We start from the raw sequence: 19706 nt of genomic DNA on the forward strand, positions 1-19706 counted from the left end.
TCTCCTCCCTTCAACCTCACTTTGTTTTAGAAAATCGATAATTATATATATATATATATATATATATATGCAAGTTGTTTGTTTTAAAGGATTTAGAGATTCCTTATTTGTAAATTTAGTATATTTTTCATTATTTTCAGAAATTTTAAATTTATATAACATTCATGCGAGACTCTTCATCTCACCATCTTTCACCAGAAAGACCTATCCTAGACTCAGCAAATAAAAAAAACGGCTCTCCGAAAATTGTCCAAAGAGCCACTTTTTCTCCAATCTGGTTTTGATTATTTTAATAAGTTCCTTCTTCACCTTGACTAGTCAAGATAACAGGACCATCTTTCGTAATCACGAATTGGTGTTCATACTGACATGACAATCCACCGTCGATGGTCTTATGGGCCCAGCCGGTCTTCATATCTGTATCAATTTCCCAGTCACCGGTATTAATCATTGGTTCAATAGTTAAGACCATTCCTTCACGAAGACGAAGTCCACGACCAGCAATACCATAGTTAGGAACCATTGGTTCTTCGTGCATGGTTGGGCCAACACCATGACCAACCAAATCACGCACTACACCGTAACCACGACTTTCAGCATATTCTTGAATAGCTGCTCCAATATCACCGATACGGTTTCCAACAACAGCTTGCTCAATCCCCTTGTACATAGCTTCTTTAGTTACATCCATCAAGTTTTTCACTTCATCGGACGGTTTACCAACAGCATAAGCCCAACAAGAGTCTGCTAGGCCACCAGAATAGCTCTGGGTGTATTTTTTCATTTGCTCTACATTGTTGAAGTTTAATTTTGAGACATTCAGGTCAGATTTGGCAATTGGACCTCCCAAAACCATGTCAACCTTGAGCAAATCACCATCTTTCAAGATGTAGTGACGAGGGAAAGCGTGAGCCACTTCATCATTAAGAGAGCAACAGGTAGCATAAGGATAGTCCATCATGGCACCGTCAACCCCAATCTGAAGTGGAAGGAAATTTTCTTCCTTGCAACGACGGCGAACGTATTCTTCAACTTCCCACATATCTAGGCCAGGCTTAATCAAATCACGTAAGCCGATATGAATACTTGCTAGAAAATCACCAGCCTTGTCCATAGCTTCGATTTCACGAGCTGATTTTAATGTTATCATTTTTTCTCCTAGTTTCTAATTAATTTTAACAGTCACATTTGCTTTTGAAACAATCTGATGACCATGATAAATATCGTAATCAATAATAGCTGATCGTCTAGTATGATGGATGATGCGTGCTTGAATGCGCAGTATATCATCTATCTGAACAGCCTGCAAAAAGTAGATCAGCATTTGTTCGATGATGAGATTGCGACCACTATTCACAACTAAATCTTGGGTCATATGAGTCAGTATCTCTGCCAAAACACCGTTAGCCAAAACACCGTTTTTCTCAAGCATAAAGGGCTCAACTGTAATGACGACTTCATCATGGTGATAAGAAAGTTTTTGACCAATCTGCTCAGAAAAAGTTGGTAGAGCCGAAACTTGGGAACGACTCATCTTCTCCATGACATCTCGTCTAGTTACAACGCCAAGTAAAGTTTGATTGCTTCGGACAACCGGTACCATTTCAAAGTCTTCAGCAATCATCCGTTGACTCACATTGGCAATATTGGTCGCTAACCCTGTTACGAAGATACTGCGCGTCATCACCTTGTCAATCGTCGTGCTGGGAGACTTGTCTCCTGCGTCACGCATAGTAACAAGCCCAACAACGACTTGATGTTGATTGATAACAGGGAAACGACTGCTACGATTCTTACGAACCAAATCCAAATAATCTTTGACTGTATCGGTTTCTCTTAGAAAACCATACTCATGACTTGGACGATAAAGCTTCTCAACTGTCAAAATATCAGTCTTGATTTGGACATTTGACAAGGCTCTATTGATCATAGTCGCAACAGTGAAAGTGTCATGCTTGCTTCTCAGAACAGGAATTCCTTTTTGATTGGCCAGTTTAAGAACATCATCATGAACCTGAAATCCACCTGTAACCAGAACGGCATTTTCATTTTCCAGCGCTAGTAATTGGATACGGGTCCGGTCTCCGACAATCAAGAGTCCCCCATCATGAAGGTAAGACAAAATATTTTGTTCAGTCATGGCACCGATTGAGAACTTACTAAATTCTCTTTCTAAACCTTCTTGTCCAGCTAGAACCTCAGAAGAAGTCACTTCTGCAATTTCTGCAAATGTTAATCTTTCGATAGCAACTTTCTGAGATTTAACACGGATAGTACCACTTCTTGGACGAGTCTCTACAATTCCACGATTTTCAGCTTCCTTGATAGCGCGATAGGCCGTTCCATCACTGACTCCCAGATGGTTGGAAATACTACGAACACTAACCTTCTTTCCGACAGGTAATTCTTCCAAATAGCTTAGAATTTCCTGATGCTTACTCATTGAATTCTCCTTTTACATACCGAAATTCAAGATAATCCCGCATTTTTCTTGTGTAGCGATCACTTCCCTTAAACTGACGAAACAAACTAAATCCAGACTTAAGAGCAACATTTTGACTTGCTTCATTTTCGAGGTGGGTAATGATAGATAATTGTTTTAAGCCAAATTCCTCAAAAGAAAGCTGACAAATTTTTCTAACAACCTCTGTCATAAATCCTTGCGCCCAAGCATCTTTTCTCAAAAAATAGCCAAGCTCAGCTTCTTTTTTGATTTCATCTAACTTCTCAAATTTAATAGAACCAATCATCTGCTGATTTTTCTGGTCACAAATTGCCCACACTCCCAAAGGAGCCTTCATAAAGTAATTGACCAGTGCATACTGGCTTTCTTCCAGACTTGCCTGAGTTGGGAAAATAAATTGTAAATTTTCAGGATTTGAGGCTATCTGGTGGAAGTCTTGACTATCACTAAAAAAGAAAGGACGCAAATACAAGCGATCCGTTTCAAAAAAAGAAAACATTGCTAATTTGGTCCAAATATTCATAAACACCTCTACGGTTTAATCCTCAACAAGTGTAATATCCGCTCCTAGATTACGTAATTTTTCAATAATATCAGAATAACCACGTAATATAAACTCGATATTTGTAATTTCAGTTTTACCTTCAGCCATGAGCCCAGCAATGACTAGTGCAGCCCCAGCTCGTAGGTCAGTCGCTTTAACACTTGCCCCACGCAAATCACGTCCACCTGTGTATAAAATATGACCATTTGTTGTCGAAATGTCTGCATCCATCTTTGCTAGTTCAAAAACATGATTTACACGTTTTTCGTAAATCGTATCGACAATTGTACCACGACCATTCGCTCTTAGTAAAAGTGGGGTAATCGGTTGTTGCAAATCAGTTGCAAAGCCTGGGTAAGGAGCTGTCTTAATATTGATTGCTTTCAAATTAGACTGCTCTTCGACAAAAATGCTGTCTTCAGATACAGTCATTCTCACTCCCATTTCTTCCAGCTTAGCAATGAATCCTTCTAAGTGTTCGTATAGTACATTATTTATACGAATCCCCTTGCCGACTGCAGCAGCTAAAGAAATATATGTTCCAGCTTCGATACGGTCTGGAATTACCTGATGACGAGTTCCATGTAATCTTTCAACACCATCAATAATGATGATATTGGTTCCTGCCCCACGGATATGGGCACCCATATTATTCAAGAGGGTAGCTACATCAATAATCTCAGGCTCACGGGCTGCATTTTCAATAATAGTACGACCATTTGCTTTAACCGCAGCAATCATGGTATTGATCGTTGCCCCTACACTAACCGTATCCATGTAAATACTTGCGCCATGGAGTCCTGTATCTTTAGCAGATAACTTCATGTTATCTCCCTCGTAGCTAACAGTGGCACCCATAGCCTCAAACGCCTTAAGGTGTAAATCAATCGGACGAGGACCAAGATCACATCCTCCCGGTAGACCAACTGTCGCTTCACCAAAACGCCCCAAGAGGCTCCCATAAAAATAGTAAGATGCACGAAGACTATTGATTTTTCCATAAGGCATTGGAATATTTTGAACACCTCTTGGATCAATCTCCAAGACATCGTCATAACGTTTAACAGTAGCTCCCATCAATTCCATGATTTCGACAAGACTTGCTACATCCGAAATATCTGGAACGCAATCTAAAGTCACCACATCATCAGCCAAGATAATAGCCGGAATTAAGGCTACAACACTATTTTTAGCACCACTAATAGTGATTTCACCTTGCAGTGGTAATCCACCATTGATAACAATTTTTCTCATTCTAAGTTTTCAATACTCTTTCAAGATTTCTAATAAGGTCTTTAAAATAAAGTATATCATAAATTTATCCTTTTTTCCATCCTTTTCAATTTTATTGGAGATAGTAAGTAATAAATAGGATTAAGTTGAAAGATTGAGTCTATATTTTATGAAACATCTTTTGATACTATAGTCATTTAGTTTTTAAAAAGCGCTCTAAACATTCAAAAATATTTGGAACTTCCCTTAATAAATCAGTCACTTTCTTTTTCAAGATAGCCAAGCTTGCTCAATAGGATTCAAATCTGGTAAATAAGGTGGTAAAGGTAAGAAAAAGTGTTTATCTTGAAAGTAAAGTTCATCCAAGATATGCTTGGGATGAAAACTAGCATTGTCCATAACAATGACATGAGGTGTCTTCAAAGCAGGCAGGAGTTGCGTTTTAAACCACTCCACAAAGAAATCGCTTGTCATACTTTCCTTGTAAATCATGGGAGCTATAAACTATCCGTCTACCTGTCCTGCAACAATCGAAGTCCGTTCAAAATGCCGTCCGCTAATCTTTTCGTAGACTTTTTACCCTCTAGGAACCCGTGCATAAGGACGATAGAGGTAGCGGTCGATTCCCGTTTCGTCAATATATGAGTCTGGGACAATAGTCTCTCATCTCCAAAAAAGCAACGGATTTTCCGTTGCTTTTTTGAAGTACGACGGGCATGTCGTGCATCTGAGGTGTAAGTCCTCCGTGGGCACCCGCTACCGGTGAACCCAATAGCGATTCCCAAGCCTGACTATCGTGAGGTAGCGGGGAGAGGAAGGGATAGCGAAATCGTGGCTCTACGAACAGGAACGTGATAGTAAGGCGTATATAGCGGATAAGGGGGCTTCAAACTCTAAAGTCCAAAAAGGTAGTCGTAACCTATATGCGTAAATCACGAGAGTAAACGAGGAAAGATGTATGACTTATCCCGTGAGGTCTCATGAGCGCTGAAAGCGTAGTAACAACGAATCATGAGAAGTCAGCCGAACCCATAGTAGTGAGGGAACTTCTGTAATGGAAGTGGAGCGAAGGGGTGAACAACTAATTGAAGTAATCCTACTTCACTTGTGTCTGTAAAACAAGCGGTCTGATAGAACTGGCCTCTGTCACGTATTGACTAGATGAAGGTTCACCAATATAAGATGTCCCTCAGGCACCAAAACAAGAAAGGAATATGCACATGTCAAAATTGCTAGATAAGATATTATCACGCGAAAATATGCTTGAAGCCTACAATCAAGTAAAATCCAATAAAGGCTCAGCTGGGATTGATGGAATGACTATCGAAGAGATGGATAATTATTTCAGACAAAACTGGCGCTTGACTAAGGAACTGATAAAACAGAGAAAATATAAGCCTCAACCAGTTCTTAGAGTTGAGATTCCTAAACCAAACGGAGGCATCCGTAAACTAGGAATTCCAACAGTTATGGATAGAATGATTCAACAGGCCATTGTCCAAGTCATGAGCCCCATTTGTGAACCCCATTTCTCAGATACGAGTTATGGTTTCAGACCAAATAGGTCATGTGAAAAAGCCATCATAAAGCTCTTAGACTACTTAAATGACGGCTATGAGTGGATAGTGGATATAGACCTAGAGAAATTTTTCGATACAGTTCCTCAAGATAGATTGATGTCCTTAGTACATAACATTATCGAAGACGGAGATACGGAATCCTTGATTCGTAAGTATCTTCATTCAGGTGTTATCATTAATGGTCAACGTTATAAAACACTAGTTGGCACGCCACAGCGAGGAAATTTATCTCCTCTCTTATCCAATATCATGCTTAATGAATTGGACAAGGAATTAGAAAAGAGGGGACTTCGATTTGTGCGCTACGCAGATGATTGTGTGATTACGGTCGGAAGCGAGGCAGCCGCTAAGCGTGTGATGTATTCAGTCAGTCGTTTTATTGAGAAACGGCTAGGTTTGAAAGTAAACATGACCAAGACTAAGATTACCAGACCAAGAGAGTTGAAATATCTAGGTTTTGGGTTCTGGAAATCATCAGATGGTTGGAAAAGTCGTCCCCATCAAGATAGTGTTCGGAGATTTAAGCTTAAATTGAAGAAACTAACACAGAGGAAATGGAGTATAGACTTAACAAGACGTATTGAGCAACTGAATTTGTCTATTCGAGGATGGATAAACTATTTCTCATTGGGAAATATGAAAAGTATAGTCGCCAGCATAGATGAGCGCTTGCGTACTCGCCTACGAGTGATTATCTGGAAGCAATGGAAGAAGAAATCGAGACGATTATGGGGATTGCTTAAGTTAGGAGTTCCTAAATGGATAGCAGATAAGGTATCTGGCTGGGGCGACCACTACCAATTAGTAGCTCAGAAGTCGGTACTTAAACGTGATATATCAAAACCAGTCCTTGAAAAACGTGGACTGGTTTCGTGTTTGGATTATTACCTTGAACGACATGCGTTAAAAGTTAGTTGAACCGCCGTATGCCGAACGGCACGTACGGTGGTGTGAGAGGGGCTAGAGATTATCCCCTACTCGATTGGTTGCGATAGTCTTAGTAAAATAGAATTGCACAATAAACCATTTAGAAAGACTATCCCATGCATATTCACTATAACACAAATCAAACAACTTTACCACTAGAAATCAGTTCTTTCTTGCCACAAGACCATCTCGTCTTTACTATTGAAAAAGTGGTAAATACCTTGGAGGATAGTCACTTCCACGCCTTCTATCATGCCTTTGGTCGCCCGTCTTATCACCCTAAAATGCTTGTATCTGCTCTTCTATTTGCCTATTCACAAGGGATTTTCTCTGGTCGAAAAATTGAAAAAATGATGATTGAAAATCTGGCTATGCAGTACCTAACAGGACAGTTGGTTGTCAGCTACCGCACCATCAATCGTTTTCGTGTCGCTGAAGGGATGGAAGAATTCATTCGTGATCTTTTCATCGACCTCAATCTTCGTTTAAAAATGGAAGAGTTAGTGACCTTAGATTGCTTGTTTATTGATGGGACTAAGATTGAAGCCAATGCAAACAAGTATAGTTTCGTGTGGAAAAAAGCAACGGACAAGTTTTCCGTCAAACTTCAAGAACAGATACAGGTCTATTTTCAAGAAGAAATCACTCCCCTTATCCATCAAGCTATCGAACTGGATACACAAGAGCCTATCTCCTCAGATCAGTTGATTGAATTCTCTCAAGTACTTGAAGAAGAATTGGAAAAACTGAGCCAGGACATTGAGGAGACACCTGTTAAAGGAAAGGACGAACGTAAGACCCAACGTCGTAAACTCAAGAAAGTCTTGCGTAAAGTCAAAGACGATTTTTCAGTACGTGCTGAAAAATATGAGAACTATCAGGAGACATTTGAAGGGCGTAACAGTTTTTCCAAAACCGATTCAGAGGCCATTTTATGCGGATGAAGGAGGATCATATGAAAAATGGTCAACTCAAGGCTGCTTATAATCTTCAAATCGCTACTGAAAACCAATTTGTTCTTCACTATGATGTCTTCTCAAATCCGACAGACACCAAGACTCTTCTGCCCTTCCTTGAAACCTATCCGCATGACTTGAAAACAGTTGTCGCAGATGCTGGATATGGAAGTGAAGAGAATCTCCTTCGTTTAGATGAAAAGCAGGTAAACCATCTGATTAAATATGCCATGTTTGATAAGGAACAAAAGAGAGGATATAAACAGTCAGCTATAAACTTAGCGAATTGGCACTATAATGACAAGGAGGATAGCTACACACATCCTGATGGCTGGTATTATCGTTTTCACCATATTAAACATCAGAAAACACAGACGGACTTTCAACAAGAAATCAAGGTTTACTACGCCGACGAACCTGAATCAGCCCCTCAAAAGGGACTGTATATGAACGAACGCTATCAAAACTTGAAAGCTAAAGAATGTCAGGCGCTTTTATCTCCTGAAGGTAGACAGATTTTCGCTCAACGCAAGATTGATGTGGAACCTGTCTTTGGGCAGATAAAGGCTTGTTTGGGTTACAAGAGATGTAATCTGAGAGGGAAGCGTAAAGTGAAAATTGACATGGGATTGGTACTTATGGCCAATAACCTCCTAAAATACAATAAGAGAACGACTCAAAATTAAAAAGCTAGCGTTCCGCAATTGGAAATCTCTAGCTTTTTGTGATCGAGAACTATTTTGTCTCAGGCTCACTCCCTAATGCAAAAATTGTACTTGATCGTTTTCATCCTTCGTTATTACATTTCTAAACTCAGGCTAAAACAGTCCACTGAACTGTTTTACTCCAACACTTAAGTCGTTCTATGAGTCGTGTTCGTGTCCAAATCATGAATCAATTTGAGAGAAAATCCCATGAATACAAGGCCGTCAAGCGCTACTGGAAGCTCATCCAGCAGGATAGTCGTAAACTCAGTGATAAGCGATTTTATCGCCCTACTTTTCGTATGCACTTAACCAATAAAGAGATTCTTGACAAGCTTTTGAGCTATTCAGAAGACTTGAAACACCACTATAATCTCTATCAGCTCTTGCTTTTTCACTTTCAGAATAAGGAACCAGAGAAATTTTTCGGACTTATTGAGGACAATCTTAAGCAGGTTCATCCTATTTTTCAGACTGTTTTTAAAACCTTCCTCAAAGATAAAGAGAAAATCGTCAACGCCCTTCAACTACACTATTCTAACGCCAAATTGGAAGCAACGAATAATCTCGTTAAGCTTATCAAACGAAATACCTTTGGTTTTCAGAGCTTTGAAAACTTCAAAAAACGGATTTTTATCGCTCTAAATATAAAAAAAGAAAGGACGAAATTTGTCCTTTCTAGATATTAGCTTTTCTTCAACCCACTACAGTTGACAAAGAGCCGGGATTTCCTTATCAAGAATATTTTTTCACAAACTTTTTATCATTTAGATTTTGCTAAAGATTCAAATCTCTTCATAATCACAGTTAAACGCCAACGGTAGAGAACCCCACTCACAATTAGACTAATAATCAAGCCGATCCAGTAAGAATAAGCTCCAAAATCTGTTAGAGAGTCGAATACTATAGCTACTGGGAGTGTCACCCCCCAGTAACCAACCAAACCAAGGTAAAAAGGAATAACGGTATCCTTATAACCACGCAAAATTCCCTGGAGGGGTGCCGCAAAGGTATCTGCTAACTGAAAGAAAAGGCTATAAGTCAAAAAACGCGCTGTCAAATCGATAAATTCTGGGTCGTTACCATAAAGACTGGCCACATTTCCCCTAAAAATGTAAAGGAAAGATAAGGTGAAGGTCGCAAAAATGAGGGCAGTCCATCTTCCTAGACCAATATAGGTTTTCGCATCATCAAATCGCTTGGCTCCAACTTCATAGGAAACGACAATAGCCATAGCAGATGAGATACTCATAGGAAAGGCGTACATGAGACTTGAAAAGTTCATTGCTGACTGGTGACTAGCGATAATCAAGGACGAGAACTTAGCCATAATCAAGCCAACCACGGAAAAGATAGCCACTTCCGCAAAAACAGTTCCCCCAATAGGCAGACCTAAACGAACTCCTTCTTTGATTTTATCCATATTAAGCGGAATTCGTTTCTCAAGATGTAAGGCTTTGAGCTTCTCCTGTTTAAATAAAACCAGAACAGAAATCCCAAGCAAAAACCAATAAGCCAAGGAAGTACCTAAACCAGCACCAGCACCTCCCAGTTCTGGAACACCAAAGGCACCGTAAATCAAGAGATAGTTAAATCCGCTATTGAGAGGAAGTAACAAAAGCATAAGGTACATAGACAGTTTGGTCAAGCCCAGCGAATCCAGCAAGGAACGAATGACACTAAAAAGCAACAAAGGGATAATCCCGATAGATAAAAACCAGAGATAGCGAACCGCTACTGCTGCCACTGGTGCCTCTAACCCAATATGATTCAAGATTGGTGGTGCCAAGAAAAGCACCATCCCCAGCAAGACTACGGATAGGCCCAAGGCCAGATAGATGAACTGGTAAAAATCTGACGCAACTTCTTCCTTTTTACCTCGACCAAGATGGTGACCAATGATGGGCACCAAGGCTGATACAATCCCTGTCAGAAAGGTAAAGAAAGGATTCCAGATACTGGTGGCCATAGACACACCAGCCAAGTCCATAGTATTGTATTGACCTGTCATTGCAGTGTCAACAAAAGAGGCAGAATAATTGGCAAATTGGTAGATCAGGATTGGGAAGAAAATTTTTAAAAATAATACTAACTTCTCTCGTAAACACTTTGTCTTATACATACTTCTCTTTCTATTCTGATTTATCTAAACCAAAGAGTTTCAGACCATAGTTTTTCAAACTTAGCGGAGGGTTATTAGATTTTGAAGTAGTATGCCAACACGCACATGTACGACAATAATAGCTTCTAACTAAACCTCCATTATCATATTGAACCGCATGATCAGCTTTTTCTTTAGTTTCATATTGAATTTTAGAACGATTAGATGCGGGACAGTAAATTCCGCTATTAGATTTTGCTTTTCTCTCCCTACGTTTTCGAAAATAATTCATATTCTAACTCCTATCAAGCTTGATAGACGATTTGTCCCTTACATATGGTGTATTTAACCTGCCCTTTTAAGGTTTCACCGATAAAGGGTGAATTAGCTGCTTTCGAAGCAAAATGGGAGTCCACAAGTCGGTCAGCCTTAGCATCAAAAATAGTGATGTCCGCCGGACCATTCTCAGCCAAGTAACCTGCTTCAAAGTTGTAAAGCTTGGATGGGTTGTATGTCATTTTTTCAAGTAATTCCATCAAGCTTAACTCACCAGCTTCCACCAAATAGGTTAAGCCAAGAGATAGGGATGTTTCCAAACCAGTCATACCAGATGGTGCTTTGGTAATATCCTCGACATTTTTTTCATCTGCATGATGAGGCGCATGGTCAGTCGCAATAACTGTGATGACACCTGACTTGAGACCTTCAATCACGGCACGACGGTCTGATTCCAAACGAAGCGGCGGATTCATCTTGGCATTACTTCCTTGTGTCAAAAGGAGCGCTTCGGTCTTAGAAAAATGCTGTGGCGCTACTTCTGCTGTGACTTGCGCTCCCAGCCCTTGAGCAAACTCCACTACTTTAACACTTTCTTCCTTAGACAAATGCTGAATATGGACATGAGCCTTGGTTGCATAGGCAATCATGACATCACGCGCCATCATAGCATACTCAGCTACCCCAGTCGCACCGCAGATATGGAAATGTTCTTTAGCGATATTTTCATTAAATCCAAGAATACCGTTCAAACCTGGATCTTCCTCATGAAGACTAATAAAGGTATTAAGCTTTTTAGCTTCCTCCATGGCTTCCTTTACAACTTTACTACTTTCAAGCGGAATACCATCATCAGAAAAACCAACAGCTCCAGCTTCTAAGAGTGCCTTGAAGTCAGTCAAGTCTTGGCCATTAAAGTTCTTAGTAATGGTCGCAACCGTCTTAACATTAATCTTCTCTTTGGCAGCTGACTGGAGAACTTCTTGCAAAGTCTCCACGTCCGAAATGGTTGGACTAGTATTAGCCATCATGACAACCGTTGTAAAACCACCTGCAGCGGCCGCTAGGGCACCAGTATGAATATCCTCCTTATGGGTTTGACCAGGTTCACGGAAATGCACATGAATATCGACCAAGCCAGGAGCAACGACTAGACCAGTAGCATCAAGCACCTCTGCCCCTTCTTCTTTAATCTCAGGTGCAATTTTGACAATTTTCCCATCTCGGACCAAAACATCACATACCTGATCCAAACCAGACTTAGGATCCATTACACGACCATTTTTGATTAGTAGCATCTGCTTTCTCCTTTATTCATAGAAATCAACTTGGGTATCCAACAATTTATCCCCATCATAGACAAACTTGGCTGAAAAGAAGGGTTTATCCTCTAAAAGCCACTCAACAAAGGTATGGTCACCTTCCCAAGTAGGCTTGCTCAAAACCTCGTCATAGGGAACCCATTCTAGCGTTCCCTCATTACAGTCAATCAAATCACCCTCGAACTCCGTCACCTTAAAAACATATGTGTACCAGTCTAAATCTGGCGTAAATTCAGGAAAAGTGATAACACCTTTTAGAACTGGCTTGGCTTTCAGTCCCGTCTCTTCGAGGATTTCACGCGCCGCGCATTCCTGAGGTGTCTCACCACGCTCCAGCTTACCACCCACACCAATCCATTTCCCTTCATGGACATCATTGGGTTTCTTATTACGGTGGAGCATAAGCAGTTCTTTCCCGTTATCAATGTAGCAAATTGTCGCTAACTGAGGCATATTTTCTCCTTATCTAAGCCAATCGATTGGCTCTTGTCCTATCTCTTTTAAGAATGCATTGGCCTTGGAAAAAGGCTTGGAACCCCAAAATCCTCTATAAACCGACAAAGGACTGGGATGGGCTGATTCGATAACCAGGTGATGAGGATTGGTAACCAAGGTCTTCTTCTTGCGTGCATAAGCTCCCCAGAGTACAAAAACAACTGGTCTATCTAGATGATTGACCACCTGAATCACAGCATCAGTAAAAGGCTCCCATATCTGACCAGCATGACCATTGGCCTGTCCAGCAGGAACCGTCAAGCAAGCATTGAGAAGCAAGACTCCTTGCTCAGCCCAAGCTGTCAAATCATGAGATTTCTTAACCCCGATATCATCTGACAATTCTTTCAAGATATTTTGCAAGGATGGTGGAGCTGGGATAGAGTCGGGTACAGAAAAACTCAAGCCCTGCGCTTGACCTGGCCCGTGATAGGGATCCTGTCCCAGAATCACCACCTTAACCTCTTCAAGCGGTGTTGTCAAGAGAGCCTGAAAAACCTTCTCCTTAGGTGGATAAACAGTTCCTTGAGAATAGACCTGCTCCATAAACTGATTGATTTTCCCGAAATAACCTTCAGGTAATTGTTCCTTTATCAAATCATGCCAAGACGAGTGTTCCATAGCTGACTCCTTCGTTTTTACTGCCTCTATTATAGCAAAAAGTGGCTATGGAAACCACTTTTTACAGTTTATCTAAGCAATCCAGCAAGTCTTGGTAAGAATGGGCTTCGTAGGTTGGCTGGGCTTGTGTGTGATTTTCGAGGTGATGAGGATTGTACCAGATAGTGTCAATCCCCGCATTATTGCCACCTTGAATGTCGGCAGTTAGGGAATCTCCAATCATCAGCGTCTTTTCTTTGCTAAATCCTTCAATCTGCTGACCGATTTTTTCATAAAAGAGGGCATCAGGCTTTTGTGATTGTAACTGTTCAGAGATAAAGACTTTATTGAAATAAGGCGCTAGACCCGATTGAACCAAACGCCCTGTCTGGATAGCAGTAATGCCATTTGTCGCAGCATATAGCTCGTAATCTCTCTCGATAAGGCTGTCTAAGAGTTCATGAGCGCCCGAAATCGTTTGTCCCTGTTGGGCTAAGTAAAATTGGTAACGCTGGGCTAGAAATGTACCATCTTTCTCCAGCCCAAAATGAGCAAATAAACGAGAAAAGCGCGTGTTAACCAGCTCTTGTTTACTAATTTTCTTTTGCTCCAAGTCCTTCCAGAGAGATTTGTTCATAGGAACGTAAAAGTCTTTGTAGGCCTGAATATCTGCAACTCCTTCTTCTTTTAGGAGTTGCGTTAGAGCCACATCTTCAGCAACATCAAAATCAAGCAAGGTGTGGTCAAGGTCGAAGAATAGAAATTTGTAAGACAATTTGAGGTTTTCCTTTCTAGGTACTTAATAGATTAGTTTATTTCTTCTTTTTCTTAGTTTTATTCATCAACATACCAACTACAACTGGAGTAACCACACTTCCAACTTGTCCAACAACTTTAAGTATCTTTTTTGCTTCATCTATTTTTTTGTTTCTACACGATTCGCACTTATTGTGCTTATAACTTGATGGTAAATCCCTAGTACATGTCTTGCATTTTTTTATTTCTTTCATTCTAGCACCTCTGTCTCAATAGATTCTGGTTTATTTGGTAATTTCATTATAGAAGTTTCAATTTTTGGCAATTCTTTTGTCCAGTAATTTGTAGGAGAAGGATCAAGTAAATCAAGTCTCTCTACTAATTCCTGAGAACTGAGATAAGTTTCGTTAATAAATTTCCCAAAGTAATTCAAACTTTTTTGAGCAGCTTTTTTCTCGCCCAACTCATTATAGGCTATTGCTGCTGATAGTGAAACGATATTTACAGCTGCTAATCCATCTCTAATTTCATTCATACGAGCTTCAATTTTATCTGGTTTATCTCCTTTTAATAACTTACCCCAAGTAGAATCTGGTTGTTCTTTAATAAAATTTACATTTGATTTTTGACTAAGCATTAAGAGATTTCGACTATCTTCTGCATCTGAAATAACTTGCAGTAACATCATTGTTCTAATGTTTGAATCTGATATCTCTCTAGCTTGCAAGAGTTTCTGTTGACAACTATAGGCTATTGCAAGTCTATCTGACTCCTGTCCTTTTCTGACGTCTTCAATAGCATATTGTACATTTTGAATCTCCTCTGCAATCTGAGCCATTTGAATTTGTGACGAATAATCGGCTAACGCTTTATTTAATTCTGGTGTCAACTTAACAGATTTCAATGGCACATTTCCAATGACTTTATTAGTATTAGTGTTTACTAATACAGCCAAGAGAGAGCCATCTTTCTTTGTCATTAATTTTAACACTCCTTGAGCAATTGCTTCCCGTTGTTCTGGAGAAAGAATTGCCTGAAAAACCTCTTCAGGTATACTAGATTGGACAACATTGATAAAGGCTGGAGCAGAATATAACATTTTTTCTACTTCAGATAAGATTTTATTTGCATTTTTGACTAAAGGTTTGGCTATTTCTGGTAACTTATTAAAAAACGATGAGGGTTTTAGTTCATAACCGTCAATATCAAGAATATCAAAGTCATCTTCGCCAAAAAATAAAACTTCATCCATAAACTACTACCTCATTATGTTTAAATTATTAGAGATATTATACCATATTAAACAAAATTATGATTTTGATTTTTCTTTAATATTATTTATCCAATCATTTTTACTGGAATCTAACATAGAATAATACTATTCTATACAATTGACAGCTCAAATCCTTCAGAATAGAACAATCCTAACTATCGAACACCCCAGCTTCATAAATATATATGCAATTCTAGACCTAGAATCCCTATAAATTAAATGTTTTCGCACTATTCTAAGCCATTGATTACCTTAAATGTTAATTTTTGAAGGATTCTAAAGCTAGAATAGTCCCATCACAATCTGTTTTGAATGATTCACAATTTAGAAACACTCTAGCTTTACTCCTGTTAAAATAAAAAGGAACTGCATAAAGCAATCCTTTTCTGATTTTGAAATTATTTACTTATACTCTTCGAAAATCAAATTCAAACCACGTCAGCTTCACCTTGCCGTACTCAAGTACAGCCTGCGGCTAGCTTCCTAGTTTGCTCTTTAATTTTCATTGAGTATTAAACTTTGATAGTTGAGATAATCAATAGCCCACCTATAAAAAGAGTTATAGTAAAATTCCTTATTTATTGATTTCAAGATCCGACAACTGTGTTTGAATAACTGACAGTTCTGCACCAGCCTGAAGAAGAGCAGCTGCAGTATAGGCACCTTCTACAATCGGAACCCTATTGATGACGATACTTTTATCACTGAAATCAGCCACCATTTCTAAGTTCATTTTAGCAGAGCCTAGATCAAAAAAAGCTAATAAAGCATCTGCTGGATTTTCGGAAACAACCCTATCTACTTGATCAAAACTCGTTCCAATTCCTCCATCTTCGGTTCCTCCTACATAAGTAATCGGAACATCTTTAGCTACTTCACTAATCAGTTCAACGACACCTTGTGCAATGTGTTTGGAATGTGAAACGATAACAAGACCAATACTTCCCATTAAACCACCCCAGTTTCTAAAAGAGAAGTAAAGAGTAATCCTGATGAGAATGATCCAGGATCAATATGTCCAAGAGAACGTTCTCCTACATAAGATGCCCTTCCTTTAGTTGCAAGTAAATCTTTGGTAGTATTCACTACCTGATTAATAACCTCTTGAGTCAACTGGTCAACAGATAAGGCAGCAATAACAGGAGTCCAAACATCAACCATTGTCTTTTCTCCAACTTCTGCTTTCCCACGTTTGACAATCATATCCAAACCGCTTTGTAAGATTTCCTCTATTTTCGAATTTGAATCACACTTGGCCATGCCCATAAAAGCAGAGCCATACAAGGGACCAGAAGCACCACCAACCTTACTCAGTAGTTGCATTGAGACAAGTTTAAACACATCACTGCTGGTCTCAAATTGCTTTCCTTCTAAGTTTTCCATAACTGCAGCCATGCCACGCGCCATATTTCCACCGTGGTCTCCATCTCCTATAGGGGTGTCTAGCTCACTAAGGTAATCTTTCTGTTCTTGAATCTTTTCATTAAAAAGCTTCATCCATTCAAGAGCTTGTTCAACATTCATGCGACATTTCCTCCTTGAGTCTTACCAAGCTGGGGTAGTAACAGGCGCATTTAGTGCATCCAACCATTCATCATCTGCCAATCGAATCAATGTTAATGACAAACCAGCCATATCGATTGAAGTCATATAGTTTCCAATTTTCTTAAATGCCAACTGAACACCTTTTTCATGGAGCAATTTTGCCACATCATTTGCAAATACATATTGCTCCATAAGAGGCGTGCTTCCTAAACCATTAATGAGAAGCCCATAGCGTTCACCAGCTTTAAGTTGGAAACCTTCAGATAGTTTTTCAACCAATTCTGAGGCAAATTGTGCTGAGGGTTGCATTTTCTCTTTCTTATATCCTGGCTCACCATGAATACCAACTCCATATTCAAATTCATCATCTTCTAAAACAAAACCTGGTTTCCCAACTTCAGGAACGGTTGCTCCAGACAGGGCCAGCCCAATTGTTTTAATTTCTAAGACAAGTTTGTCGGCCAAGTCCTTCATTTCAGCTAATGATTTACCAGAACGAGCCGCATTACCCAAAATTTTATGAACTAAAATAGTACCTGCAACACCTCGACGGCCTTGGGTATAGAGACTATTTTCAACAGCGATATCATCATCAACCACAACACTTGCTACATCAATACCTTCCATTTCAGCAAGTTCTTGTGCAATTTCAAAGTTCATGATGTCCCCAGAATAGTTCTTAATGACCATGAAAACTCCAGCACCTTCATCAGCCGCCTTAATGGCTTCTAAAATTTGGTCCGGAGTAGGTGAGGTAAAGACTGCTCCACAAATGGCAGAAGACAACATTCCATCTCCTACAAATCCAGCATGACTTGGTTCATGTCCTGAACCTCCACCTGAAATGAGTCCAACTTTTCCTGTCTTTTCTGCCTTTCTAACGATGACATCAAAACCATCTAAGCGTTCTACCAAGTCATCATGCATGAATGACAATCCCTGCAACATTTCATCAACAACTTGTGTCGGTTCATTTATAATTTTTTTCATGAGAAACTCCTTTCGGCATGTATCTTTGTTTTCGCTTTCATTATATATTTTTTATTGCTAGATGATAAGGGACAGATTCTATTATTTGTCCCCTTTTAAACCCGTTTAAAACATTTTTTTGGTAAAATGAAGTAAGTAAAAGAAAGGCTTCCTATGGCATCATCACTTATTACAAAAAAACGGATTGCCAAGGCATTTAGAGACCTATTAGCTACTAGAGAATTTGACAAAATCTCCATTGTAGATATCATGGAATCAGCTGGCATTCGTAGACAGACCTTTTATAATCACTTTCTTGACAAATATGAACTGCTAGACTGGATATTTGAAAATGACTTAACCGAGTATATCACCAATAACTTGGACTTCATTTCAGGCCAAAAACTATTACAAGAATTATTTTTTTATTTCGAACAAGAGCGTGACTTTTATATTCAACTTTTTGATATTCAAGGGCAAAATAACTTCTATGACCAATTTATCAGCTACTGTCGCTTGCTTGTATCAAAAATTTTAAGAGAATACGGTCAGATTGATATCGATTCATCTGCTTATACTTGTTTTTTGTTAGACTATCATTCACATGCTCTAGCAGAAATCGTGAAGGCTTACGTCAATAAAAAAAGTCCAGTTCCACAACCAGACTTTCTAATCATGACAATTATTGGAAAGAGACCACAATGACATTTATTTCAAATCATAAACAGAAAATTATTTCAAGTTACATTTCGGCAACTGTCAGCAGTCATCTCGAATTAGAAAAACACCCTACCTTACCATTAGTCTATCAAAAAAATCGTAATCCCCATCAGGTTCCAATATTGTCGGGTGGAGGTTCCGGTCACGAACCTGCGCATATTGGATATGTGGGAGAAGGAATGCTTACTGCTGCTATCTATGGCCAATTATTTACTCCTCCTACAAGAACTGAAATCTTAGAGTCCATTCGTTTTTTAAACAATGGTCACGGTGTCTTCATCATTGTAAAAAATTTCGAAGCAGACATCAAAGAATTTAGCTGGGCCATTAATACTGCTAGACAAGAAGGAATTAAGGTCGGCTATAGTCTAGCACACGACGATATTTCTATTGAACCTCACAATAGATTTCAAATTAGAGGAAGAGGGCTTGCAGGGACAATTTTACTTCATAAAGTTCTAGGATATGCAGCTCAAAATGGTGCCGACATAGAGCAACTAACTGATTTAGGTCATGAACTTGCTCCCGAAATCGCAACAATTGGCTTTGCAACGAAAGCTGCTAGTCTCCCCCAAGCCACCTTTCCACTATTTAACTTGGAAGAAGGAAATATTTCTTATGGTATTGGGATACATGGCGAAGAAGGCTATCGTATCGTCCCATTCCAATCATCGGAAATCCTTGCAAATGAAATTATAAGTAAATTAAGATTGCACTATCATTGGAAAAAGGGTGATCAATTTATATTGCTTGTAAATAATCTAGGCCCTACTACCAACCTAGAAATGGGCATATTTCTCAATGATCTCCTTCAACTCTTAGAAATTGAAGGAGTCACTATTCCCTTTATAAAATCAGGAACATTTATGACCAGTCTGGATATGGCAGGTATATCCGTAACTCTTTGCCCCGTAAAAAATAAACAGTGGTTAGAAGCGCTCAATGCTTCAACGACAGCTTTTGCATGGTAATTTGCTTGTATAACTCAAAAGGGATCCATCACTTGATGGCCCTTTGTTTTTATCTTATACTCAATGAAAATCAAAAAGCAAACTAGGAAACTAGCCGCAGGCAGCGAAAATCACTGAATTGAGGATGTAGATAAGACTGACGACGACAGCTCAAAACACTGTTTTGAGGTAGCAGATGGAAGCTGAACTGGTTGATGTGATTTTCAAAGAGTATTAGACTGTATTTGAGTATAACTTTATGGTTTGATTTTTATTTGATATAGTAGTAAA

18 protein-coding genes and 3 pseudogenes are annotated in these 19706 nt (G+C 39.3%); 5 read left to right on the forward strand and 16 right to left on the reverse strand.

Going from position 1 to position 19706, the window contains the following annotated elements; genetic code table 11:
* Window positions 1-289: 289 nt before the first annotated feature.
* The 5 genes and pseudogenes from HT724_RS06575 to HT724_RS10260 all read right to left on the reverse strand — a co-directional run.
* A complete protein-coding gene (locus HT724_RS06575) occupies window positions 290-1150 on the reverse strand; it encodes a methionyl aminopeptidase (protein WP_173276722.1) in 861 nt (286 codons plus the stop codon).
* Between the two features lie 15 nt (window positions 1151-1165).
* Complete coding sequence (gene spxR, locus HT724_RS06580; protein WP_173276721.1) at window positions 1166-2443, reverse strand: CBS-HotDog domain-containing transcription factor SpxR; 1278 nt, start codon at window positions 2441-2443, stop codon at window positions 1166-1168.
* Window positions 2436-2987 (reverse strand): GNAT family N-acetyltransferase, encoded by a 552-nt coding sequence (locus HT724_RS06585; RefSeq protein WP_173276720.1) that lies wholly within the window; start codon window positions 2985-2987, stop codon window positions 2436-2438. The genes spxR and HT724_RS06585 overlap by 8 nt, the downstream gene beginning before the upstream one ends.
* A gap of 15 nt (window positions 2988-3002) precedes the next feature.
* Window positions 3003-4262 (reverse strand): UDP-N-acetylglucosamine 1-carboxyvinyltransferase, encoded by a 1260-nt coding sequence (locus tag HT724_RS06590; RefSeq protein ID WP_001227091.1) that lies wholly within the window; start codon window positions 4260-4262, stop codon window positions 3003-3005.
* A 172-nt stretch (window positions 4263-4434) separates the two neighbouring features.
* Window positions 4435-4883, reverse strand: a pseudogene (locus HT724_RS10260) (transposase); the annotation flags it as partial.
* Window positions 4884-5461: 578 nt separating this feature from the next.
* On the opposite strand from HT724_RS10260, the gene ltrA reads away from it, so the two are divergent.
* The 3 genes and pseudogenes from ltrA to HT724_RS06610 all read left to right on the forward strand — a co-directional run.
* The gene (ltrA, locus tag HT724_RS06600) at window positions 5462-6739 is read left to right on the forward strand and encodes a group II intron reverse transcriptase/maturase (RefSeq protein WP_173276718.1); all 1278 of its coding nucleotides are present in this window, start codon (window positions 5462-5464) and stop codon (window positions 6737-6739) included.
* A 125-nt stretch (window positions 6740-6864) separates the two neighbouring features.
* A pseudogene (locus HT724_RS10480) lies at window positions 6865-8390 on the forward strand (IS1182 family transposase).
* Window positions 8391-8545: 155 nt separating this feature from the next.
* Window positions 8546-9097: pseudogene (locus HT724_RS06610) on the forward strand (transposase); the annotation flags it as partial.
* A 74-nt stretch (window positions 9098-9171) separates the two neighbouring features.
* Here HT724_RS06610 and pdrM read toward each other — a convergent pair.
* The 11 genes from pdrM to dhaK all read right to left on the reverse strand — a co-directional run bounded on the left by pdrM (window position 9172) and on the right by dhaK (window position 17766).
* The gene (gene pdrM / locus HT724_RS06615) at window positions 9172-10530 is read right to left on the reverse strand and encodes a sodium-coupled multidrug efflux MATE transporter PdrM (RefSeq protein ID WP_173276717.1); all 1359 of its coding nucleotides are present in this window, start codon (window positions 10528-10530) and stop codon (window positions 9172-9174) included.
* Between the two features lie 10 nt (window positions 10531-10540).
* Window positions 10541-10801 (reverse strand): hypothetical protein, encoded by a 261-nt coding sequence (locus HT724_RS06620; protein ID WP_001105920.1) that lies wholly within the window; start codon window positions 10799-10801, stop codon window positions 10541-10543.
* Between the two features lie 13 nt (window positions 10802-10814).
* Window positions 10815-12083, reverse strand: a complete 1269-nt coding sequence (locus HT724_RS06625) for a dihydroorotase (protein WP_173276716.1) — start codon at window positions 12081-12083, stop codon at window positions 10815-10817.
* Window positions 12084-12095: 12 nt separating this feature from the next.
* Entirely contained in the window at window positions 12096-12560 is a 465-nt protein-coding gene (locus HT724_RS06630) for an 8-oxo-dGTP diphosphatase (protein WP_001135768.1), read from the reverse strand.
* Between the two features lie 9 nt (window positions 12561-12569).
* Complete coding sequence (locus HT724_RS06635) at window positions 12570-13223, reverse strand: uracil-DNA glycosylase (RefSeq protein WP_173276715.1); 654 nt, start codon at window positions 13221-13223, stop codon at window positions 12570-12572.
* Window positions 13224-13284: 61 nt separating this feature from the next.
* Complete coding sequence (locus HT724_RS06640) at window positions 13285-13977, reverse strand: YjjG family noncanonical pyrimidine nucleotidase (protein ID WP_173276714.1); 693 nt, start codon at window positions 13975-13977, stop codon at window positions 13285-13287.
* Window positions 13978-14014: 37 nt separating this feature from the next.
* Window positions 14015-14212, reverse strand: coding sequence for a hypothetical protein (locus HT724_RS06645; RefSeq protein ID WP_000658758.1), 198 nt, complete (start codon window positions 14210-14212; stop codon window positions 14015-14017).
* Window positions 14209-15210 carry a hypothetical protein gene (locus tag HT724_RS06650; protein ID WP_173276713.1) on the reverse strand — a complete coding sequence of 334 codons (1002 nt, stop codon included), beginning with the start codon at window positions 15208-15210 and terminating at the stop codon, window positions 14209-14211. Before HT724_RS06650 ends, HT724_RS06645 begins: the two co-directional genes overlap by 4 nt.
* Window positions 15211-15805: 595 nt before the next feature.
* Entirely contained in the window at window positions 15806-16180 is a 375-nt protein-coding gene (gene dhaM, locus HT724_RS06655) for a dihydroxyacetone kinase phosphoryl donor subunit DhaM (protein ID WP_173276712.1), read from the reverse strand.
* Window positions 16180-16755, reverse strand: a complete 576-nt coding sequence (gene dhaL, locus HT724_RS06660; protein ID WP_173276711.1) for a dihydroxyacetone kinase subunit DhaL — start codon at window positions 16753-16755, stop codon at window positions 16180-16182. The genes dhaM and dhaL overlap by 1 nt, the downstream gene beginning before the upstream one ends.
* 21 nt (window positions 16756-16776) lie before the next feature.
* Window positions 16777-17766: a dihydroxyacetone kinase subunit DhaK gene (gene dhaK, locus HT724_RS06665; protein WP_173276710.1), complete on the reverse strand. Its 990-nt coding sequence runs from the start codon at window positions 17764-17766 to the stop codon at window positions 16777-16779.
* A gap of 153 nt (window positions 17767-17919) precedes the next feature.
* On the opposite strand from dhaK, the gene dhaS reads away from it, so the two are divergent.
* Both dhaS and dhaQ read left to right on the forward strand, forming a co-directional pair.
* Window positions 17920-18450 (forward strand): dihydroxyacetone kinase transcriptional activator DhaS, encoded by a 531-nt coding sequence (gene dhaS / locus HT724_RS06670; RefSeq protein ID WP_070527476.1) that lies wholly within the window; start codon window positions 17920-17922, stop codon window positions 18448-18450.
* Complete coding sequence (dhaQ, locus tag HT724_RS06675) at window positions 18447-19436, forward strand: DhaKLM operon coactivator DhaQ (RefSeq protein ID WP_173276709.1); 990 nt, start codon at window positions 18447-18449, stop codon at window positions 19434-19436. Before dhaS ends, dhaQ begins: the two co-directional genes overlap by 4 nt.
* The last annotated feature ends 270 nt before the right edge of the window (window positions 19437-19706 follow it).

The organism is Streptococcus sp. k-402, from assembly GCF_013277515.1.
Lineage (GTDB): Bacteria > Bacillota > Bacilli > Lactobacillales > Streptococcaceae > Streptococcus.